At 40.6% G+C, this 20,666-nt stretch carries 20 protein-coding genes; 13 read left to right on the top strand and 7 right to left on the bottom strand.

Going from position 1 to position 20,666, the window contains the following annotated elements; all coding sequences use genetic code 11:
* The first annotated feature begins 212 nt into the window (after nt 1-212).
* Nucleotides 213-1,454 carry an acyl-CoA dehydrogenase gene (locus FTT71_RS07990; RefSeq protein WP_096900865.1) on the top strand — a complete coding sequence of 414 codons (1,242 nt, stop codon included), beginning with the start codon at nt 213-215 and terminating at the stop codon, nt 1,452-1,454.
* A gap of 78 nt (nt 1,455-1,532) precedes the next feature.
* Here the strand turns inward: FTT71_RS07990 and FTT71_RS07985 are convergent, their stop codons facing one another.
* Nucleotides 1,533-2,441, bottom strand: coding sequence for an alpha/beta fold hydrolase (locus FTT71_RS07985; RefSeq protein ID WP_096900864.1), 909 nt, complete (start codon nt 2,439-2,441; stop codon nt 1,533-1,535).
* Nucleotides 2,442-2,566: 125 nt separating this feature from the next.
* Nucleotides 2,567-3,118 (bottom strand): PadR family transcriptional regulator, encoded by a 552-nt coding sequence (locus FTT71_RS07980; RefSeq protein WP_004973333.1) that lies wholly within the window; start codon nt 3,116-3,118, stop codon nt 2,567-2,569.
* A 134-nt stretch (nt 3,119-3,252) separates the two neighbouring features.
* On the opposite strand from FTT71_RS07980, the gene FTT71_RS07975 reads away from it, so the two are divergent.
* The 3 genes from FTT71_RS07975 to FTT71_RS07965 all read left to right on the top strand — a co-directional run bounded on the left by FTT71_RS07975 (nt 3,253) and on the right by FTT71_RS07965 (nt 7,028).
* Nucleotides 3,253-5,277: an NADPH-dependent 2,4-dienoyl-CoA reductase gene (locus tag FTT71_RS07975; RefSeq protein ID WP_180160850.1), complete on the top strand. Its 2,025-nt coding sequence runs from the start codon at nt 3,253-3,255 to the stop codon at nt 5,275-5,277.
* Between the two features lie 140 nt (nt 5,278-5,417).
* The gene (locus tag FTT71_RS07970) at nt 5,418-5,831 is read left to right on the top strand and encodes a nuclear transport factor 2 family protein (protein ID WP_004973337.1); all 414 of its coding nucleotides are present in this window, start codon (nt 5,418-5,420) and stop codon (nt 5,829-5,831) included.
* A 90-nt stretch (nt 5,832-5,921) separates the two neighbouring features.
* A complete protein-coding gene (locus FTT71_RS07965; protein ID WP_026438425.1) occupies nt 5,922-7,028 on the top strand; it encodes a YheT family hydrolase in 1,107 nt (368 codons plus the stop codon).
* A 197-nt stretch (nt 7,029-7,225) separates the two neighbouring features.
* Here FTT71_RS07965 and FTT71_RS07960 read toward each other — a convergent pair whose 3' ends face one another.
* Nucleotides 7,226-7,645 carry an internalin gene (locus tag FTT71_RS07960; RefSeq protein ID WP_096900861.1) on the bottom strand — a complete coding sequence of 140 codons (420 nt, stop codon included), beginning with the start codon at nt 7,643-7,645 and terminating at the stop codon, nt 7,226-7,228.
* Nucleotides 7,646-7,871: 226 nt separating this feature from the next.
* Here FTT71_RS07960 and FTT71_RS07955 point away from each other — a divergent pair, with 226 nt between their 5' ends.
* The 7 genes from FTT71_RS07955 to FTT71_RS07925 all read left to right on the top strand — a co-directional run bounded on the left by FTT71_RS07955 (nt 7,872) and on the right by FTT71_RS07925 (nt 15,230).
* Complete coding sequence (locus tag FTT71_RS07955; protein ID WP_004973343.1) at nt 7,872-9,512, top strand: CTP synthase; 1,641 nt, start codon at nt 7,872-7,874, stop codon at nt 9,510-9,512.
* 31 nt (nt 9,513-9,543) lie between these two features.
* Nucleotides 9,544-10,401 carry a 3-deoxy-8-phosphooctulonate synthase gene (kdsA, locus tag FTT71_RS07950; RefSeq protein ID WP_004973345.1) on the top strand — a complete coding sequence of 286 codons (858 nt, stop codon included), beginning with the start codon at nt 9,544-9,546 and terminating at the stop codon, nt 10,399-10,401.
* 73 nt (nt 10,402-10,474) lie between these two features.
* Entirely contained in the window at nt 10,475-11,764 is a 1,290-nt protein-coding gene (gene eno, locus FTT71_RS07945; RefSeq protein ID WP_004973347.1) for a phosphopyruvate hydratase, read from the top strand.
* 13 nt (nt 11,765-11,777) lie between these two features.
* Entirely contained in the window at nt 11,778-12,182 is a 405-nt protein-coding gene (locus FTT71_RS07940) for a septum formation initiator family protein (protein WP_167846043.1), read from the top strand.
* Nucleotides 12,139-12,870 (top strand): 2-C-methyl-D-erythritol 4-phosphate cytidylyltransferase, encoded by a 732-nt coding sequence (gene ispD / locus FTT71_RS07935; RefSeq protein WP_167846042.1) that lies wholly within the window; start codon nt 12,139-12,141, stop codon nt 12,868-12,870. The genes FTT71_RS07940 and ispD overlap by 44 nt, the downstream gene beginning before the upstream one ends.
* 127 nt (nt 12,871-12,997) lie before the next feature.
* On the top strand, nt 12,998-14,134 hold the full coding sequence (rodA, locus tag FTT71_RS07930) for a rod shape-determining protein RodA (protein WP_180062386.1): 1,137 nt from the start codon (nt 12,998-13,000) through the stop codon (nt 14,132-14,134).
* A gap of 187 nt (nt 14,135-14,321) precedes the next feature.
* On the top strand, nt 14,322-15,230 hold the full coding sequence (locus tag FTT71_RS07925) for an AEC family transporter (protein WP_154320714.1): 909 nt from the start codon (nt 14,322-14,324) through the stop codon (nt 15,228-15,230).
* 28 nt (nt 15,231-15,258) lie between these two features.
* On the opposite strand, the gene FTT71_RS07920 is transcribed toward FTT71_RS07925, so the two are convergent.
* The gene (locus FTT71_RS07920; protein ID WP_004973366.1) at nt 15,259-15,909 is read right to left on the bottom strand and encodes a hypothetical protein; all 651 of its coding nucleotides are present in this window, start codon (nt 15,907-15,909) and stop codon (nt 15,259-15,261) included.
* Nucleotides 15,910-16,007: 98 nt separating this feature from the next.
* Between FTT71_RS07920 and ispF the strand changes: the two genes are divergently transcribed.
* Nucleotides 16,008-16,496: a 2-C-methyl-D-erythritol 2,4-cyclodiphosphate synthase gene (ispF, locus tag FTT71_RS07915; protein ID WP_004973369.1), complete on the top strand. Its 489-nt coding sequence runs from the start codon at nt 16,008-16,010 to the stop codon at nt 16,494-16,496.
* Nucleotides 16,497-16,530: 34 nt separating this feature from the next.
* Here the strand turns inward: ispF and FTT71_RS07910 are convergent, their stop codons facing one another.
* The 3 genes from FTT71_RS07910 to FTT71_RS07900 all read right to left on the bottom strand — a co-directional run bounded on the left by FTT71_RS07910 (nt 16,531) and on the right by FTT71_RS07900 (nt 19,263).
* On the bottom strand, nt 16,531-17,052 hold the full coding sequence (locus FTT71_RS07910; protein ID WP_004973370.1) for a protein tyrosine phosphatase family protein: 522 nt from the start codon (nt 17,050-17,052) through the stop codon (nt 16,531-16,533).
* Between the two features lie 61 nt (nt 17,053-17,113).
* A complete protein-coding gene (locus FTT71_RS07905) occupies nt 17,114-18,205 on the bottom strand; it encodes a 3-deoxy-7-phosphoheptulonate synthase (RefSeq protein WP_042068745.1) in 1,092 nt (363 codons plus the stop codon).
* Nucleotides 18,206-18,375: 170 nt separating this feature from the next.
* Entirely contained in the window at nt 18,376-19,263 is an 888-nt protein-coding gene (locus FTT71_RS07900; protein ID WP_004973373.1) for a sulfite exporter TauE/SafE family protein, read from the bottom strand.
* A gap of 226 nt (nt 19,264-19,489) precedes the next feature.
* Between FTT71_RS07900 and lpxB the strand changes: the two genes are divergently transcribed.
* The gene (lpxB, locus tag FTT71_RS07895; RefSeq protein WP_004973375.1) at nt 19,490-20,665 is read left to right on the top strand and encodes a lipid-A-disaccharide synthase; all 1,176 of its coding nucleotides are present in this window, start codon (nt 19,490-19,492) and stop codon (nt 20,663-20,665) included.
* Nucleotide 20,666: the final 1 nt, after the last annotated feature.

Raw genomic sequence — 20,666 nt, 5'->3', positions numbered from 1 at the left:
AACACAAATCTACAGCTCATTTTTTCAGAATTTTAAGTATCTAAATATGTGAAAGTTTAGTGCTGTCTATAACTTTGCTGAATAATTGAATCAAAGTTCACTTTTTATTGCTTGTTATTTCATTTTAATGATAGAACATAAAGTAAAGTAGTATGACGCTGCAAAATCAAATATTGATGAACCAGAACCTATAATAATGTGCAGAGGATGCCATGTCACAACACAATCCATCGCCAAATCACACGCCTGCAACTCACAGTGAAAAAGTGAAATTTGATTGGAAAGATCCTTTTTTGCTTGAACAGCAATTGACTGAAACCGAACGTATGATTCGTGATAGTGCCTATGCTTATTGTCAGGAAAAATTACTGCCGCGGGTACGTGATCAGTTTAGACATGAAACGGTAGATCGCAGCATCTTCCGTGAAATGGGTGAGCTTGGTTTGTTAGGCTCAACCATACCTGAACAATATGGCGGTGCAGGTTTAAATTATGTGAGTTATGGGCTAATTTCACGTGAAATTGAACGGGTCGATTCAGGTTATCGTTCAATGGCAAGTGTGCAAAGTTCATTGGTGATGGTGCCAATTTATGAGTTTGGCAGTGAAGCACAAAAACAAAAATATTTACCCAAACTCGCTTCGGGTGAATGGATCGGATGTTTTGGTCTGACTGAACCTGATTTTGGCTCCGACCCTGGCAGTATGAACAGCAGAGCACATAAAGTTGCAGGCGGTTATCGTTTACACGGTGCGAAAATGTGGATTACCAATAGTCCAATTGCCGATGTATTTGTGGTGTGGGCAAAAGAAGTTTCAGCAGATGGGCAAGTGGGTGATATTCGCGGTTTTATTTTAGAAAAAGGTTGGGATGGACTTTCTGCACCAATCATTCAAGGCAAGGTTGGTTTACGCGCTTCAATCACAGGTGAAATTGTCATGGACAATGTTTTTGTGCCTGAAGAAAATATGTTACCTGAAGTGCGTGGTTTAAAAGGGCCGTTCACTTGTTTAAATAGTGCACGTTATGGCATTGCTTGGGGTGCTATGGGTGCGGCTGAGTTTTGTTGGCATACTGCGCATCAATATACGATGGATCGGATTCAGTTCGGACGTCCTTTGGCGACCAATCAGCTCATTCAAAAGAAACTTGCCGATATGCAAACCGAAATCGCGCTGGGTTTACAAATTGCTTTACGTTTTGGTCGTATGAAAGATGAGGGTATTGCTTCACTCGAAGGTACTTCGCTGATTAAACGCAACAACTGTGGCAAGGCCTTAGAAATTGCTCGTATGGCGCGCGATATGCTTGGTGGGAATGGTATCAGTGATGAATATGGCGTGGCGCGGCATTTGGTCAATTTGGAAGTCGTGAATACCTATGAAGGGACGCACGATGTGCATGCGCTAATTTTAGGTCGTGCGCAAACGGGTATCGCGGCTTTTGCCAATTAAATCTAGATCTAAACTAAATCTAGGTCTAATGATGCTACGGTGGAAAATATTGCAAACCACATTTTCCACCGTTTTACTTTAGCTGTTTAGTTTTAAAAATTGGCTAATTTCCTGATTAAATTTCAACGGTTCGGTCAGTAAAGGGGTATGCCCAGATTGGTGAAATATGACTTGTTTCGCATTCGGCATAGCTTCTACCACTTGACGTTGTCCTTCTGCCGCATACAAGGTCGATTGTGCGCCTGTAAAAAAGACTGTCGGACAACCCAGTTGAGTTAAAGCCTCACGATAATCTTCCTGATGGTGTAAATAATTGTCGATATACCACCGTAAATAATCTAAACGCTGTGTAGGTAAAATATAGCGTTGTAAAACAGGACGTTTGACGGCCAGTTTAAATAAAAACGGACTGATTTTATTGCTGGCTTGTAATTCTATAAATTCTAGCCAAAGTTCGACTAAGTTTTTACGCTGCAACACATCCATTTGTTGAATATCAGTATATTGCGCGTGATCATGTAAAAACTCGGACAGATGAATCAATAACTGTTTAAATTGTTGATGTTGATTGCCAAATAAGCCATAAGGCCAGTTTTCATCTACCCCAATTTTTGGTGCTTGGTCAATTTGTAAATAACTGCTTAAATGCGCAGCCAATTGTCCATATTGCATGCCATGCATGGCAGTGGTTGCACCCATGGAATAGCCAATCAGTTTAAATTGTTGCAGGTTCTGTTGTTGAAGCAGACTGTTTAAATCTTGCCAATGGCTCGAAATAGCATCCAGTTCTGGAACGGCACACAGGTTTGAACCCCCAAAACCACGCCAGTCTGGAATAATAAAACGATACTGCTTTTTATGTTGATACAGAAATGGCAACCATTGCCAACTGTGCATGCCTAAACCTGAAAGCACAACCACAGGCTCACCTTGACCAAATTCACGTACAAATAGAGCTTCGCCATCGGGCATGCGGTAAAAAGGCATCAGCATTTCCTTGCATGGTTGTAATTAAAGATGCGTTATTCTTTATAGCATAGCCTGATCATTTCTGTATGGTGAGCAACCCTGATTTCACATTGATGTGGTTGCTATTACTTAAAAATATACTTTTAAGATGAGGCTTCGGCATCAAACTTTTTCAGTTCAGGAATCACATTTTCTAGCCATTCAATCCAGCCAATTTCCTGATCTATCCCTAGCTGCAAAATCATTTTATGAATATACAGGGTACGGTTGTTCGCAGGTGCTTGGCTAAAGTCTTTGGCAAAAATCTGTTGATAGGTGTGCAACTTGGCTTTGTGAAGCAGCAAATGTCGTTCTAGTTCGGGTAAGACGCTGTTGCCGCCAAGTTGGGCTTCGGCACGTAAACGTACCATAAGTTCTTCGCGTAATTGTGCAGGCGGGCTTTGCTCGACCATCCAGTTTGCCAGTTCATGCCGCCCCAAAGCTTCTACCTGATAGGTTTTGCTACGACTGCTAGAATCTTCATCTTCTAAGGTTGAAATCCAACCTTTTTTCAGCATTGTATTTAGTTCGCGATAAATTTGTTGATGGGTCGCATTCCAGAAAAACCCCATAGAGCGGTCAAAACGGCGTGCCAATTCAATACCGTTACTGGGTTTTTCAATTAAACTGGTCAATAAAACGTGAGCGAGCGACATAAACAGAGCAACTTTATTTTTTTCAGCTTTAATTATGCAACATGTTGCATAAAAATTAAATCTAGAATATAAAAGTATGCAACAAGTTGCATTAAGCATAAAACAGCCAGCATTTTTGCCAGCAGGGAGATTCTATGTCTGACTATCCACATTTACTTGCGCCTTTAGATTTAGGCTTTACCACTTTAAAAAATCGGGTCTTAATGGGTTCAATGCACGTTGGACTAGAAGAAGCACCGGGTGGATACGAACGTATGGCGGCTTTTTATGCAGAGCGTGCCAAAGGTGGCGTTGGGCTGATTGTAACAGGTGGTATTTCACCGAATGATGCAGGCTTAACCTTTGCGGGCGGCAATAAACTTGATACTCGTCAAGAAGCAGAAAAACATAAAGTGGTGACTCAGGCTGTGCATGATACAGGCGGCAAAATTGCTTTACAGATTTTACATACGGGACGTTATTCCTATCAGCCCGATATTGTCGCACCGTCAGCAATTCAGGCACCGATTAACCCAAGTAAACCACATGCACTAACATCGGCAGAAGTACAGCAAACCATTGCCGACTTTGTGAATTGTGCCAAATTGGCACAATACGCAGGCTATGATGGTGTCGAAATCATGGGTTCGGAAGGCTATTTAATTAATGAGTTTATTGTTGCGCGTACCAACCATCGTGATGATGAATGGGGCGGCAGTTATGAAAACCGTATTCGTTTCCCAATTGAAATTGTTAAACGTACCCGTGCAGAAGTGGGTGAAAACTTTATTATTATTTACCGCTTGTCGATGTTGGATTTAGTCGAAGGCGGTTCGAGTTTTGAAGAAGTGGTGCAATTGGCACAAGCGATTGAAAAAGCAGGTGCAACCATTATCAATACAGGGATTGGCTGGCATGAAGCACGTATCCCAACCATTGCTACCAAAGTCCCTCGCGCAGCTTTTACATGGGTGACAGAGAAATTAAAAGGTTTGGTTAAAGTGCCACTGATCACTTCAAACCGTATTAACACCCCTGAAATGGCTGAGCATGTTTTGGCTGCAGGACATGCCGATATGGTATCGATGGCACGTCCAATGTTGGCAGATGCTTTCTTTGTGCAAAAAGCAGAGCAAGGTCGCAGTGATGAAATCAACACATGTATTGGTTGTAACCAAGCTTGTTTAGACCATATTTTCTCAATGAAGATTGCTTCATGTTTGGTCAATCCACGTGCTTGCCATGAAACAGAACTCATTTTTAAAGAAGCAACACAGACTAAAAAAATTGCGGTGATTGGTGCAGGGCCTGCAGGTTTGAGCTTTGCAACCTATGCTGCAGAACGTGGGCATCAGGTGACGATTTTTGAAGCATCGAATCAAATTGGTGGGCAGTTTAATATTGCTAAAACCATTCCTGGTAAAGAAGAGTTTTACGAAACTTTGCGCTATTTCAAACGCCAAATTGAGCTGCAACCGAATATTAAATTGGTATTGAATCATACGGCTAGTTTTGAACAATTGCTCAATGCTGACTTCGATGATGTGGTTGTGGCAACAGGTGTAACCCCGCGTCAATTGGATATCGCAGGTATTAATCACCCTAAAGTGCTGAGCTATATTGAGGTATTAAAAGAGCGTAAGCCTGTAGGTCAACGTGTTGCGATTATTGGCGCTGGTGGTATTGGTTTTGATACTGCAGAATATTTAAGCCATGAAGGTGAAAGTGGTAGTCTAAATCCTGAAAAATTCTACGATGAATGGGGAATTGATACCAATTATGCGCATGTCGGTGGTTTAAAAGCAGCAAAAGTTGAAGAATCGCCACGTGAAATTTATTTATTGCAACGTAAAGCATCATCCGTGGGTGCTGGCTTGGGTAAAACAACAGGCTGGATTCATCGTACAGGTTTAAAAAACCGTGACGTTAAAATGATTGCAGGGGCAAGTTATGACCTGATTGATGATCAAGGCTTGCACATCACCGTCAATGGTCAAAGTACAGTGCTCGAAGTTGATCATGTGGTGATTTGTGCAGGGCAAGAGTCTTACACCGCCATGTATGAGCAATTACAGGCAGCAGGCAAAAATGTGCATTTAATTGGTGGGGCGAAAGAAGCAGGCGAGTTAGATGCCAAACGTGCAATTCGTCAGGGTGCTGAATTGGCAGCGAAAATTTAATGTAATTCCTTCTCCCTCTCCTTTGGGAGGGGGCTGGGGAGAGAGTTAATAATCGCTTCTGCCCAGTGCAGCAGTGCTTCAGTCTCACTCAGGGACTCTGCATAGAAATGAAATATCAAAACAAAAAAAAGGAACTTAACATGACTTTGGAAACAACAAAATTAGCGGTACAGCGTTGGCATACAATGCTGCAAAACCATGATATGTCTATTTTGAGTGAATTGCTGGCAGATGATGTGGTGTTTCGTTCACCTGTAGCGTACCAACCTTATGCGGGTAAACAAGTGGTATTTTTTATTTTGACCAATGTAATTCAGGTCTTTGAAAACTTTACTTATCACCGTGAGTTTTATACTGAAGATGGTTGCAATGTTGTACTTGAATTTTCCGCCAATGTGGGAGATAAAAAACTTAAAGGAATTGATATGATTCAATTCAATACACAAGGACAAATTGTGGACTTTGAAGTGATGATTCGCCCGAAAAGTGGTTTAGAGGCATTGGCTGTGCAAATGGGACAACGTATGGCTGCCTTTATGCCAACCGAAAAATAAAATACCGCGTGTGTATGGCAATGAAGTTGTTTTATAGAAATCGGTTTCGGGTTGGCATGCTTGAAAGTGCATGTATTGCTTGGGAGTAAAATGATGTCTACATTACAAAAAATAGCGAAAATTACACAAGCGGTTTTAGATCAGGTCACAGGCGCAGATTTACCGACGTTGTATTATCATCCACATGGAGAAATCCGTCGGGTATTGGATTATTTACCACAGCTCAAAGAAAAATACCGTCCAACACCGTGGCTGTCCAATACACATGCGCATCTTTTATATTTTGATTTAATTAAAAAGAAAACCATTCGTCAGCAGTATGATCGGGTTGATCAACTCACTATGCAAGATGGCGGTATCACCGCAGTTGCTTGGGTGGGTTATGACTTACCTGCAGATACTCCCACAATTGTTTTAATGCATACCATTACAGGTTCTTTGGAAAGTATGCGTGAGTTGGTGCGCGATTTACATCAGCAGACACAGTGGCGTATTGCCTTATGTTTACGTCGTGGGCATGGCAATTTACCTATGCCTGTACCACAAATGAATCTGTTTGGTTCGACGCATGATTTGCGTGAACAAATAGTGTTTATTCAGCAACAATTTCCACAATCTGAATTATATGCTGTTGGTTCTTCCGCAGGGACAGGATTATTGGTGCGCTATTTGGGCGAAGAAGGCGAGCAAACCCCAATTAAAGCCGCGTTTGCACTGTGCCCAGGATATAACACTGAACTAGGCTTTCAGCATGTGCATCCTTTTTACAGTAAAGTGATGACCAAAAAATTATTCCAGTTTTTTATTCAGCCCCATCAGGACATTTGGCAAAACGTAAAATCTTTATCGCAAGTGTTAAGTGCGACTACATTGGCAGAGTTTGAAAAGGCGTATTTTGAATTGGCGGGTTTTGAAGATTATGACAGCTACACACAAGCCATTAACCCAATTTATGTGTTTGAGAATGTCAAAATTCCGCTTATGGTTTTAAATGCAGAAGATGACCCAGTGTGCCACATCAAAAACTTTGACCCTTATAAAGAAACCATACGGAAAATGCCAAATATTATGGTAGTGACGACCCGTAAAGGCAGTCATTGTGGTTTTTATGAAGGTGTCGGTTTTACTAAATCTTGGGCATCGCGTTTAATTTCTAATTATTTTAAAGTGCAATCGCAGTTGCTGCAGGCAAGTTAAAGTGAAGCGCACAAACCTATATAGAAATAGGTAGCTGTATTGCAAATGTATTCACGAGTTATCTCAGCGAAGACTCATCCAAATGAATAAAAAACCCAGTACACAATGACTGGGTTTTTTAACGTCAATTCAAATCTAAGATAAGAACTTACACCTTAAAACTGACTTTAACTTAAAGCTTAGTTTTAAGTGAGCACTTAGTTCTCAAGTGCTGGGGTTGCAGCAGCAATCGCAGCGGCAACAGCATCATCTTCAGATTGAGCACCTGTGTTATTGCTTGGACGTGCTTGAGTTGGTTTATCTTCTGCTACAGGAGCTGCCGCTTTCGGCGCAGGCGCAGGTGCAGCAGCAGGTTGTGCAGGTGTTTCACGACGGATTTCAGTTGTGGTGTTCACTGTTTCAGTGCGCTCCACTTCTACCTGTGCAGGCGCTTCTGGTTCAGCATCTTGAATGTTTTCAACAGGTTCTAGTGGTTCAAATTGAGCAGTTTCAGTAGTTTGTTCAGTTTGAACCTCTACTTGTTCTTGCTCATCTTGCTTTGGCTGTTCTTTTTTTACACATGCAGTTAATAACAACGCCGTTGCAATTGCACCACAAATTAAAAGTTTCTTATTCATAATTGCACAAAATAAAAGATCGGATAGACGGACGTATTATAGCAATAAAATGACAGATGAAAATCCTCTCAAGAAGTTCTAATTTTTTATAGGAAATGCTGATAGAATAACCAATTGTTTATTGTTCTATGAATTGATGCGGAATGACTTTGCTTTATTGGTGCAGAGTAAAGTAAAATTGCGCAACATTGCAGGCCGATTTAGGCTCGATTGTACGAGAAACCCAATGACCCATTTTATTTTCGTGACTGGTGGTGTAGTTTCATCACTAGGTAAAGGTATTTCAGCTGCTTCAGTTGCTGCACTTTTAGAAGCCCGTGGTTTAAAAGTAACCATGGTCAAAATGGATCCATACATTAATGTCGATCCAGGGACAATGAGTCCTTTCCAACATGGTGAAGTTTTTGTCACAGAGGATGGTGCCGAAACTGACTTAGATTTGGGTTATTACGAACGTTTCTTGCGTCGTGCGAAAATGACCAAGTTAAATAACTTTACATCTGGTCGCGTGTATCAAGACGTTCTAAACAAAGAGCGCCGTGGTGATTACTTGGGCGGTACTGTTCAGGTGATTCCACACATTACCGATAATATTAAAGAACGTGTACTTCGCGCTGGCGAAGGCTACGATGTCGCAATCGTAGAAATTGGCGGTACAGTAGGCGACATTGAATCTCTCCCATTCATGGAATCTGTACGTCAATTGATGGTGGAATTAGGGCATAAGCGTACTATGCTCATGCACTTAACTTTATTGCCATATATCAAATCTGCGGCAGAGTTAAAAACCAAGCCAACTCAACACTCAGTTAAAGAATTGTTATCTATCGGTATTCAGCCAGATATTCTCATCTGCCGTACTGAACATGATGTTGATGCTGACACTACCCGTAAAATTGCGTTATTTACCAACGTAGAAGCACGTGCGGTTGTGGTATGTAAAGATGCCAAAACCATCTACCAAATTCCGCGTACATTCTATGAACAAGACGTTGATGATTTAATTTGTGAGCGTTTTGGCTTCAATGATCTTCCAGAAGCAGATTTATCTGATTGGGATAACGTAGTTGATGCATTATTGAACCCTGAATACAGCGTTCGTGTGGCGATGGTGGGTAAATATGTTGAACTGCCAGATGCCTATAAATCTGTAAACGAAGCATTATTGCATGCGGGTATTCAAAACCGCGTCAAAGTTGAAATTGACTATGTCAATGCAGAAGACCTTGAAAGCCAAGACGTTAATACTGTACTTAAAGATGCCGATGCAATTTTAGTTCCGGGCGGCTTTGGTGAGCGCGGTACCGAAGGTAAAATGCAAGCCATCAAATATGCACGTGAAAACGGTGTCCCATTCTTGGGAATCTGTTTGGGTATGCAATTGGCTGTTATTGAATATGCACGTAATGTGGCAGGTATTGCCGATGCAAGTTCAACAGAGTTTAACCGTTCGACTAAGTCGCCACTTATTGGTTTGATTACTGAATGGTTAGATGAGCGCGGCGAAGTTCAACAGCGTTCTGTCGATTCTGACTTGGGCGGCACTATGCGTTTAGGTGCACAAAAATCTGAATTGGTTGAAGGTACCAAAACTCGTGAAGTGTATGGTTCTGCAGAAATTGTAGAGCGCCATCGCCATCGCTATGAAATGAATAACCGTTATATTCCTGTGCTTGAAGAAGCAGGTCTTAAAATTTCGGGTTATTCACCAATTCAGCACTTGGTTGAAACTGTTGAAATTCCGCAACATCCTTGGTTTATTGCGGTACAATTCCACCCAGAATTTACCAGCTCGCCACGTGATGGACATCCATTGTTTGCTGGCTTTATCGGTGCGGCAAAACAACAGCATCAAAAAACCAAATAAGATGGCTTTAGGGATAAACTAGGAAGTTGAAATGTCACAATTAAAACCACAAGAAATTGTACGTTTGGGTGATATACAAATGGCGAATCATTTGCCATTTGTATTGTTTGGCGGCATGAATGTACTTGAGTCTAAAGACCTTGCATTTGAAATTGCTGAAACTTATGTGGATATTTGCACACGCTTAAATATCCCGTATGTATTCAAAGCCAGTTTTGACAAAGCCAACCGTTCTAGCCTGAACTCATTTCGTGGTCCCGGTTTAGAAAAAGGTATTGAATGGCTGGCTGACATTAAAAAGCATTTTAATGTGCCAATTATTACCGATGTGCATGAGCCGTATCAGGCTGCGCCTGTGGCAGAAGTGGCAGATATTATTCAGCTTCCTGCGTTTTTAAGTCGCCAAACCGATTTGGTTGAAGCGATGGCAAAAACTCAAGCCATTATCAACATCAAAAAAGCACAATTCCTTGCGCCGCACGAAATGCGTCATATTTTGCATAAGTGTTTAGAAGCAGGGAATGACAAATTGATTCTTTGTGAGCGTGGTTCAGCATTTGGTTACAACAACTTGGTTGTCGATATGCTGGGCTTTGACATCATGAAAGAAATGAATGTACCTGTGTTCTTTGATGTAACCCATGCTTTGCAAACTCCGGGTGGTCGTGCAGATTCGGCAGGTGGTCGTCGTGCACAAATTACCACCTTGGCACGTGCAGGTATGGCAACTGGCTTGGCAGGTTTATTCCTAGAAGCACATCCTGAACCAGAGCAGGCAAAGTGTGATGGCCCATGTGCATTGCGTCTATCACAACTTGAGCCGTTCTTGGCACAGCTTAAAGAATTGGATACCTTGGTAAAAGGTTTCCAAAAGCTAGATACACACTAAATTAGATCCATATTAAATTATAGACTCATTGATGCCTAAAGCATCACGTTATTAATCAACTGAGGAATTGTTCATGAGCCAAATCGTTGACATTCGTGCACGTGAAATTTTGGACTCTCGTGGTAACCCAACCATCGAAGCAGACGTAATCTTAGCATCTGGCGTAGTTGGCCGTGCATGTGCACCATCAGGTGCTTCAACTGGTTCTCGTGAAGCTCTAGAACTTCGTGATGGCGATAAAGCACGTTACTTGGGTAAAGGCGTTAAAACTGCGGTAAATAACGTCAATACTTTAATTCGTGATGCTTTACTTGGTAAGTCTGTGTTTGAACAAAAAGACATCGACAACACCATGATTGCGCTTGATGGTACTGAAAACAAAGAAAAATTAGGTGCTAACGCAACTTTAGCCGTGTCTTTGGCTGCTGCGCGCGCTGCTGCTGATGAAAAGAAAATTCCTCTTTTCCAATACATCGCAGACCTTCGTAACAACAGCATTTTAACCATGCCTGTACCAATGATGAACATCTTAAATGGTGGTTCACACGCAGACAACAACGTTGATATTCAAGAGTTCATGATTGAGCCAGTGGGCTTTACTTCATTCTCTGAAGCATTACGTGCTGGTGCAGAAATTTTCCACTCATTAAAATCTGTATTGAATCAAAAAGGTTTAAACACAGCAGTGGGTGATGAAGGTGGTTTTGCGCCAAACTTACGTTCTAACGAAGAAGCAATCACAGTTATTCTTGAAGCTATTGAGAAGACTGGCTACAAAGCGGGTTCTGACATCATGTTGGCGCTTGACTGTGCATCTTCAGAATTCTACAAAAATGGTCAGTACATTCTTGCAGGTGAAGGCAACAAAGCATTCACAAGCAACCAATTCTCTGACTATTTAGCTGGTCTTGTAAATCAATATCCAATTATCTCAATTGAAGATGGTTTAGATGAGTCTGATTGGGAAGGTTGGTCTTACCTCACTTCGATCTTAGGTGACAAGATTCAATTGGTCGGTGATGACTTGTTCGTTACTAACCCGAAAATCTTACAACGCGGTATCGATGAAAAAGTAGGTAACTCAATCCTGATCAAGTACAACCAAATTGGTACTTTGACTGAAACGCTTGATGCAATTTACCTTGCGAAAGCCAATGGTTACACAACTGTTATTTCACACCGTTCAGGTGAAACTGAAGATTCTACAATTGCGGATCTTGCAGTAGGTACAGCAGCAGGTCAAATCAAGACTGGTTCACTGTGCCGTTCTGACCGTGTAGCAAAATATAACCAATTACTTCGTATTGAAGAATTGACGAATGCTGCATATCGCGGTAAAGCTGAGTTCAAAGGTTTGAACTAAGCGAAATCAGTAGATGTCATTATTAAATGTATTTGACTCCAAAGCGAGTAAAGCATTGTTGGGCCTTGCGATCTTTTTGATCGCAGGGTTTCAATATTTACACTGGTTTGGTGAAGGTGGTTATCGTGACCATGCTGCACTGACAGAAAAAATCCAACAACAAATAGAATTAAATACAGAGCTGAAGGAGCGCAATCGTGTACTTGCAGCAGAAGTTTATGATTTAAAAAATGGGGTAGAAGCCATTGAAGAGCATGCCCGTTTAGATTTAGGCTTAATTAAGCCACATGAAACCTTTGTGCAAATGAGCACCATCAGCACACAATATAAACCAATTTATATTCAACCAAATTCCACAGTAGATTTACGCACCAATGAATCACAACAACCTGCAGCAGCAACCGCCCCGACACCCTAAACTTTGGGCGGTTATTCCCGCAGCGGGTTCTGGTAGTCGTTTTTCTAGAACTGAACTTAAACAATATCAGTATATTCAAGATCAAACAGTCTTAGCGCACAGCATCGCACGTTTAAATCACTTGCCTTTAGCGGGTTATGTTTTGGCGATTGGTCAAGCAGATGATGTGGCGCAAAACCTAAACTTGGCAGAAAAAGAAAAAGCACATTTTTGCGTAGGTGGTGCAGAGCGAGTGGATTCAGTCTTGAATGCACTGCATTATTTATCTGAAATCGCCCATGTAGATGACTGGGTTTTGGTGCATGATGCAGCGCGTCCTTGTGTGACAGCTGCTTGCCTTGAACAGTTGTATCAGACTGCACTGGCAACAGATCAAAGTGCAATTTTGGCTATTCCAGTGCGTGATACTTTAAAAAAGGTAAGCCAAGGCACAAAAATTGAAACCACGGTAAGCCGTGACCAACTTTGGCAAGCGCAAACTCCGCAAATTGCTAAACTTGATGTGCTTAAAACAGCCATTGAATCTGCATTAAAACAGCAATTGACGATTACCGATGAGGCCAGTGCTTTAGAAGCAGCAGGGCAAATTGTAAATGTTGTGCACGGTCGTTCGGATAATATTAAAATCACCTATCCCGATGATTTAGAGCTGGCACGTTTAATTTTAGCCTCACAACAACATGGATGATAAAAATCTAGTGTAATTAACACCGCGTTAAACTTGAATCTTCAACGATTAAGCTTTAATGATTCACTCTGTGCCGCTTTGCTTCTATAATTGTCCATCCTGTCTATTTTAAATACCTTTGAGTCGCATGAATCCATCGCAGCAGTATCGTTTTTTACGTCACTCATTACGTGATGGTAGAAGCATTAAAAATGATTCCTCACGCTGGACTAAATTACATTTAGATCCATGGTTGCTGTGTTTTCTGATTTTAAATGCGATTCTGGGTTTAATGGTGGTATATAGTGCCACCGCGCAAGATATGGGGATGGTGCTGCGTCAAGCAACCAGTTTTGGCATTGGTTTTATCGCCATGATTATTTTGGCGCAAATTCCGCCTAAGGTATATCAAGCTGCCAGTCCATATTTTTATATCTTTGCAGTCATCATGCTGGCTTTGGTTTTGGTCATTGGTGAAACCCGTATGGGGGCAAAACGCTGGATCAGCTTGCCGGGTATTGGCAGTATGCAACCCAGTGAATCTATGAAATTTGCCATGCCATTGATGATGGCGTGGTATTTTTCGCGTCGTGCTTTCCCGCCTAAATTGATCCATATCATTGTCGCTTTAGTGATTATGATGATTCCTTTTGTCTTGGTGGCATTGCAACCCGATTTAAACATTGGTTTGATTATTCCTGGTGTCTTTGCGCTATTTTTAAGTGGCATGTCATGGCGATTAATCTTAGGAGCAATCACTGCATTGGCGCTCGCAGCACCATTGCTTTGGATGTTCTTTTTGCAGGAGTACCAAAAGAAAAGGGTACTAACCTTATTTGACCCAGAGTCGGATGCCTTGGGGGCAGGCTGGAATATTATTCAATCTAAAATTGCCATTGGTTCAGGCGGCTTTACAGGTAAAGGTTATTTAGAAGGAACGCAATCACATTTGGGTTATCTGCCTGAACATCATACTGACTTTATTATGTCGACCTATGCCGAAGAATTTGGTTTTATTGGCGTATTTTTACTGTTCAGTTTGTTTGCTGCCATTATTTTACGTTGTTTGATGATTGGGATGAATTGTTTCCATAATTTTGGACGTTTGTATGCAGGCACGGTTGGTCTGACTTTCTTTTTCTTTGTATTTCTAAACTCAGGGATGGTGAGTGGTATTTTACCTGTAACGGGTGACCCATTGCCGCTGATGAGTTATGGTGGAACGGCTGTTATTTCCATGTTGGCGAGTATGGGGATTGTGATGTCTATCCATACTCATCGTTAATACAGAATCCATCTCAAAGATGATGTAGGTGAGTTTTGCTATTATCATCTTTTTCTCTTTTTGTGGTTTTAAAAAGCCTAAGCAATTAGGATAAACACAAAACAATCCTTATAATATCCAGTAAATTTACTTTATTTATTAAGCAATAATTTAAAAAGAACAGCATAACAGTAACACAGAGCACCCCATGACCCATTTAATTTTTATTGCACTTTTCCCTTTGATTGCCTTAATTGCAATGGGTTATCTGCTTAAGCAATCACGTATGTTGGATGAGCCATTTTGGAAGGGTGCAGAAAAGTTAAATTACTATATTTTGTTTCCTAGCATGTTGTTTTTAAACCTCGCTACAGCAAACATTGAAGCGAAATCAATCGCACAGATTTTGTCGGTCGTAGGGATTATTGTGGCTTTAGTAAGTTGTCTGTTATATGCCTTGCGCGGCTATTTCAAAACACCCGCAGTCCGTTTTGGGGTGTATATGCAAAGCATGGTACGTTTCAATACGTATATCGGTTTGGCTTTGGTCGCAGCATTGTTTCAGGTGCAGGGCATGGCGCTGTTTGCGATTATTTTGGTGTTCTGCATTCCATTGGTGAATGTTTTATCTGTGCTGGCTTTAAGCGATACTAAGACTTTACAGGCAAAGCAAATCTTATGGTCATTAATGAAAAATCCATTAATTTTAGGGTGTATTGTTGGCGGTCTATTTAATTTATCAGGTTTGAGCTTGTGGGAAGGTGCAGCGCATTTTATTCGTCAAATAGCGTTATGCAGTTTGCCTTTGGGATTAATGTGTGTGGGCGCAGCATTACAATTTAATGGCTTGCAACGAGATGTATTCGCATTGGCATTGAATGTGTTCGGGCGTTTGTTATTTATGCCTGCTTTGGCTTGGCTAATTTGTCAGAGCTTAAATGTTCCAGTGTTGGAGTCGCAAATTTTAGTCTTGTTTTTTGCTTTACCTACTGCATCGGCAGCTTATGTACTTACACAAGTTTTAGGGGGAGATAGTCGTTTAATGGCTTCAATTATTAGCTTGCAAACCGTATTCGCCGCATTAACTTTGCCAATTGTGTTGTGGTTGCTCATTTAATCTGTCTAATACAATCTATTGTTCAGCATTAATCGTATAAACGATAGATGCCCGCAAAGCGTTCACAACCTTTTTGTTTGGTTTGAATTTTTAAGATTGCTTTAGAATAATTAAACTCATAACTGCAATCGTGCTCATTGTCGATGATTTTGTTTTTTTGATCAGGTGTTGTATAAGCTAAAAAGGCAATACTTTGGCTTTCAAGGCGGTTATTTGGATTGCGATAAGCAATACCTTCAATTTTAATGCTGTTTTTATTGAGTTGATGAATTTGTAAATGTACGGGTTGTGCAGCAAATTGACCATTTTCATATTTTAAATAATGTTGAGTCATGCTTTGATTCATTGAAGTGAAAAAATTCAGTTGATCAATTCTAAAATCAAATTGCTGAGTATAACAATTTAAGCTTTTGCATTGCTGTAAGCGTTGGATCCACAATTGCTGAGTATCTTCTAACAAGCGAATAGGCGCATCACTCATCAAATAAGCTGTTAAATGTTGATCACTTAATTTTTCACGCAATTCTGAGAAATTTTCTGTGCACACCTGCGCCAACTTTTTATTGGGTGTAGATCTACAATCAATCCCTTGTGCATAAGAGAAAGATGAATATAAACAGCCAAATAACAGCAGTGTACTTAAGTTTTTGATAAGATGAATCTCAGATTTCAACAGCATGATCGCTTATACTTTCACTATGTTGCGCTAGGTCTAATATAGCGAAATCGAAAGTATGAATACAAGATTTCAATGATTTATTTCTACAGGAGTTGAACATGGTTGCACAGATTCGTATTGGACAAGGATTAGATGTTCATGCCTTTGAAGCGGGAGATTTTGTGACGCTTGCAGGTGTTCAAATTCCTCATACACAAGGTTTAAAAGCACACTCAGATGGTGATGTAGTGCTGCATGCACTATGCGATGCATTATTAGGTGCTTTGGCGCTGGGGGATATTGGGCAGCATTTTCCAGATACTGATCCAAATTATAAAGGTGCAGATAGTCGGGTATTGCTTAAACAGGTTTATCAACTCATTTTAGACCGTGGCTATAAACTGAATAACGCCGATATTACTGTGGCGTGCGAACGTCCTAAACTTGCACCGCATACGCTAGAAATGCGCCAAAGTGTCGCTGATGTATTGGATGTAGAGGTCACACAAATCAGTATCAAAGCGACAACCACTGAAAAATTAGGTTTTACTGGGCGTCAGGAAGGTATTTTAGCAACAGCGATTGTATTGATTTCTCATACAAAATAATCGCGTTAGAATTTTATCTATACAATCTGCTGAATTAAGAAAGTTCAGCAGATTCTAAAGCTTGTTGTAAATCTTGCGTGGCTTTACGACCTTGTAATTGCAAAGAAACGGCGTGAATTAAGCCTGTCCAAGTTTCATTGGGTTTCCAGATATCATGTAAAAAGTCTTGAGCCGTTGCAATATCCACATCCATAAAATATTGACGATACAAATACATTAAACTACTGACGTGGTTGTTATTGCTGCAATGTACCCACACCATTTGGCTTTCTAATAAATGATTGACCAAATCGAGCAATAATAAACATTGATCAGAGGATGGTGTTTCCCATGAAATTGGCAGTTGAATATAGTTTAGTCCAACATCCAGACAAATTTTGTCTTCATGGGGAAGGGCGTGTTCCGCATCACTTTCAGCCAAATTAATGACAGTGCCAATACCATATTCTTTAATTTGTTTTAATTCTTCAGCCGTAGGCTGACCTGAAGAAAACAAACGCTCATGAATGAACTGGAAATTTTTAATTTGGCTAAGTTGGGTTTCAATGTCATTCATGCGCGCAGAATTTCCTATGCTACAAATAGAAACGCCATCATGAAGATGGCGTTTTTAAATCTTAACGATTCACTAAAACGTCTTTTAATGCTTCATGCATTTCAAGCAATGCTTTTTCAGTGGTATCCCAGTCGATACAACCGTCAGTCACAGACTTACCATACTCTAAATCGCATAAGTTTTCAGGAATATCTTGACGACCACCTTTCAGGTGACTTTCGACCATAATCCCAACAATAGACTTATTGCCATCTAAAATTTGCTCAGTGATATTTTTTAATACCAATGGCTGTAAGAATGGGTCTTTGTTTGAGTTAGCATGGCTGGTGTCAATCATGATTTTGGTGCTGACTTTGGCTTTGTTTAATGCATTTTCAGCATCTGCAACAGAGCCTGCATCGTAGTTAGGCTTGCCATTACCACCACGTAAAACCACGTGTGCATACGGGTTGCCGCTAGTACGAATTACTGAAACCTGACCTTGATCATTAAGACCCAAGAAGCTGTGACCGTGTTTTACCGACTGCATGGCATTGGTAGCAACTGTTAAGCCGCCATCTGTACCATTTTTAAAGCCGACTGGAGAAGAAAGACCAGATGACATTTCACGGTGCGTTTGGCTTTCTGTAGTGCGTGCACCAATTGCAGACCAAGAAATTAAATCTTGATAATACTGCGGAGAGTTTGGATCAAGTGCTTCAGTCGCACATGGCAAACCTTTTTCATTTAACTCAAGTAAAAGTTTACGACCAAGACGCAAGCCTTTTTCAATATTAAAAGAGTCATTCATGTCTGGATCGTTAATTAAGCCTTTCCAGCCCACTGTAGTACGTGGTTTTTCAAAATAAACACGCATCACAATATAAAGAGAATCTTTTACTTTTTCGCTTAATACTTTTAAACGATCTGCATATTCATGTGCAGCAGCAGGGTCATGAATAGAACATGGACCAATCACCACAAATAGACGCTTGTCTTTACCATCTAAAATATTGCGGATTGTTTCACGACCACGAAGAACGGTTTGATAAGCATTTTCAGTCAAAGGTAACTCAGTTTTTAATTCTGCAGGAGTCACGAGTGGCTGAATACTTTCAATATTCACGTCATCGATGTCTGATTGTGTAAGAGGATTAGACTGTAAAGTATTCATTGCCGTCACTGGTTTGATCATACAAAAGATTGTTTAATAGTCTGAATATAACATGAATTTCACTGTATTTTGTTATAAAAAGATGAATACTTCTTTAAAAAATAAGTGATGAATCGGGTAGATAAATTAAACGGTCTGTTTTAGCAAAATCCTGTCAGATAAAGCATTCATTATTGGCTGGCTTGTGCCTCAGAAACTGCTGTTGCAGTTTCTGGTGTGCTGATAGGTTTTGATTTCACAGGATTGACCATAAAGTTAATCCCGATAATAAATAAGGTAATACCTAAAACTTTACGAATCACTTTTTCAGGTAAACGTGAACTGACTAAAGTTCCCACCACAATTGCAGGAATCGAGCCAACCAACAACCAAACCAATAGGTGAAAGTCGACATTGCCTGAACTCATGTGACCTAAGCCTGCAACTAGGGTAAGTAAGACGGCATGCACGACATCTGAACCGATAATACGAATCATCGGTAGATTCGGGAACATCAGCACCAATGCCATGATGCCAAAAGCACCTGCACCCACTGAAGAAAGTGTGACAAATACACCCAGTACAACTCCCATAATTACAATGAGGGCACGCTTATCTGCAGCCTGTAGTTTGACCTTTTCAAGGTCTTGGGTCATATCGGGCAATTCTTGTTTATGGTATTTATTAAAAAACGTTTCAATTTGACTGCGAAACACAATTGAGATGCCAGTTAAGGTCAACATAAAGCCCAGTACCACGGTCAGTACCATTTTGTAATGGGTAGATTGGCTTAAATAATTCTCTAAAACCCAGTGGGTCGCAAATGAAGCAGGGATACTGCCCACCGCAAGCCAAATGACAATGGGCCATACAATATTCATTTTTTTGGCATGAACCAATGAGCCGCAGAATTTTGAAATGGCGGCATAAAGTAGGTCTGTTCCAATTGCGATATGCGGTTCAATTTTAAACAAGCTGATCAGAATGGGAGTCATCAGTGAACCGCCACCTACGCCAGTCACACCCACGCAGAAGCCGACCAATACACCTGCCAAAATAAACTCTAAAGGACCAACCATGAAGATATGCCGAAGTCAAAAATCGTGAATATATTATGACTTTTGGCAATAAGCTGTTGTCTTGATTAATGATTTACTTATTCTTAAAACAGATATAGTCAATGTGGAAAATCAGTGCAAAAGATCGCAGATTCAAGCCACGGCTTACTTTCTGTTTCTTACAAAATACAGTGGCTATGCTAAAATGCGAAAATTCATATCCATTAAAATTTAGAGGACAAAACGCTTGCAAAATCGGAAACTTAAAATAGGTATCGTTGTGGGAGAAGTATCGGGTGATACTTTAGGGGCACAACTCATGCGACGTTTTCGTGAGCAAGGCATTGATGCAGAGTTTGAAGGCATTGGTGGCCCACAAATGATTGCGGAAGGTTTTAAAAGTTATTATCCGATGGATATTTTATCGGTAATGGGCATTGTTGAAGTGCTGAAAGATTTGAAAAAACTCTTTGCAGTACGGGATGGTTTGGTCGAAAAGTGGACTCAACATCCCGTCGATGTCTTTGTCGGAGTTGATGCGCCTGATTTTAATTTACGTCTTGCCAAAAGTTTAAAACAGAAAAACTTGCCGATTAAAACCGTGCAATATGTCAGTCCTTCGGTATGGGCATGGCGACAAGGTCGGGTACATGGCATTAAAGCCAGTATAGATTTGGTACTGTGTTTATTTCCGTTTGAAAAAGCCTTTTTTAAAAAATGGGATGTGCCTGCAGCCTTTGTCGGACATCCTTTGGCGAGTCAGTTGCCGTTGGAAAATCCAATTGCTGCAGCAAAACAAGAATTGGGTTTAGACCAACAGCAACAACATATTGCGTTATTGCCTGGTAGCCGACGTGGTGAAATTGAGCGTTTAGGGCCGTTAGTTTTAGATGCGGCTTATATTTTGACGCAAAAATATCCGCAGTTTAAGTTTTTAATTCCTGCAATTAATGATGCACGTAAACAACAAATTGAAGCGTTACTGCAGTCTTATCCGAGTGCATTACAAGACAAAGTGCAATTGATGGAAAATCGTGGCACAGAATCCAAAATTGGTCGTCAGGTAATGAATGCGTCCGATATGATTGCACTGGCTTCAGGCACGGCGACGTTAGAAGCGATGCTATTACATCGTCCAATGGTTACGTTTTATAAGCTCAATCGCATTACGTACTGGATTGCGAAACTGTTGGTGAAAATTCCTTATTATTCATTGCCAAATATTATTGCAGGTAAAAAGGTTATTCAGGAATTAATTCAGGATGATGCAACACCAGAGCGTTTGGCAGCAGAAATTGAAAAGTTAATTTATATCGAAACTGCACAAATTCAAGTGATGCAACATATCACTATGCATAAGCAATTATTGTCCGATAACAGCGAAGACCCTGCACAAGCAATTTTGGCGATTTTAGATCGTTAAA

This window comes from Acinetobacter sp. YH01004, assembly GCF_013420455.1.
GTDB lineage: Bacteria > Pseudomonadota > Gammaproteobacteria > Pseudomonadales > Moraxellaceae > Acinetobacter > Acinetobacter towneri.
Note: the sequence above shows the minus strand (reverse complement) of the source record. Positions and strands in the feature narration are given on the sequence as shown.

Bases quoted from the DNA above. Each gene is read 5' to 3' on its own strand.
- FTT71_RS07990 (WP_096900865.1), top strand. From the start codon at position 213: ATGTCACAACACAATCCATCGCCAAATCACACGCCTGCAACTCACAGT.
- FTT71_RS07985 (WP_096900864.1), bottom strand. From the start codon at position 2,441: ATGCCTTTTTACCGCATGCCCGATGGCGAAGCTCTATTTGTACGTGAA.
- FTT71_RS07980 (WP_004973333.1), bottom strand. From the start codon at position 3,118: ATGTCGCTCGCTCACGTTTTATTGACCAGTTTAATTGAAAAACCCAGT.
- FTT71_RS07975 (WP_180160850.1), top strand. From the start codon at position 3,253: ATGTCTGACTATCCACATTTACTTGCGCCTTTAGATTTAGGCTTTACC.
- FTT71_RS07970 (WP_004973337.1), top strand. From the start codon at position 5,418: ATGACTTTGGAAACAACAAAATTAGCGGTACAGCGTTGGCATACAATG.
- FTT71_RS07965 (WP_026438425.1), top strand. From the start codon at position 5,922: ATGATGTCTACATTACAAAAAATAGCGAAAATTACACAAGCGGTTTTA.
- FTT71_RS07960 (WP_096900861.1), bottom strand. From the start codon at position 7,645: ATGAATAAGAAACTTTTAATTTGTGGTGCAATTGCAACGGCGTTGTTA.
- FTT71_RS07955 (WP_004973343.1), top strand. From the start codon at position 7,872: ATGACCCATTTTATTTTCGTGACTGGTGGTGTAGTTTCATCACTAGGT.
- kdsA (WP_004973345.1), top strand. From the start codon at position 9,544: ATGTCACAATTAAAACCACAAGAAATTGTACGTTTGGGTGATATACAA.
- eno (WP_004973347.1), top strand. From the start codon at position 10,475: ATGAGCCAAATCGTTGACATTCGTGCACGTGAAATTTTGGACTCTCGT.
- FTT71_RS07940 (WP_167846043.1), top strand. From the start codon at position 11,778: ATGTCATTATTAAATGTATTTGACTCCAAAGCGAGTAAAGCATTGTTG.
- ispD (WP_167846042.1), top strand. From the start codon at position 12,139: ATGAATCACAACAACCTGCAGCAGCAACCGCCCCGACACCCTAAACTT.
- rodA (WP_180062386.1), top strand. From the start codon at position 12,998: ATGAATCCATCGCAGCAGTATCGTTTTTTACGTCACTCATTACGTGAT.
- FTT71_RS07925 (WP_154320714.1), top strand. From the start codon at position 14,322: ATGACCCATTTAATTTTTATTGCACTTTTCCCTTTGATTGCCTTAATT.
- FTT71_RS07920 (WP_004973366.1), bottom strand. From the start codon at position 15,909: ATGCTGTTGAAATCTGAGATTCATCTTATCAAAAACTTAAGTACACTG.
- ispF (WP_004973369.1), top strand. From the start codon at position 16,008: ATGGTTGCACAGATTCGTATTGGACAAGGATTAGATGTTCATGCCTTT.
- FTT71_RS07910 (WP_004973370.1), bottom strand. From the start codon at position 17,052: ATGAATGACATTGAAACCCAACTTAGCCAAATTAAAAATTTCCAGTTC.
- FTT71_RS07905 (WP_042068745.1), bottom strand. From the start codon at position 18,205: ATGAATACTTTACAGTCTAATCCTCTTACACAATCAGACATCGATGAC.
- FTT71_RS07900 (WP_004973373.1), bottom strand. From the start codon at position 19,263: ATGGTTGGTCCTTTAGAGTTTATTTTGGCAGGTGTATTGGTCGGCTTC.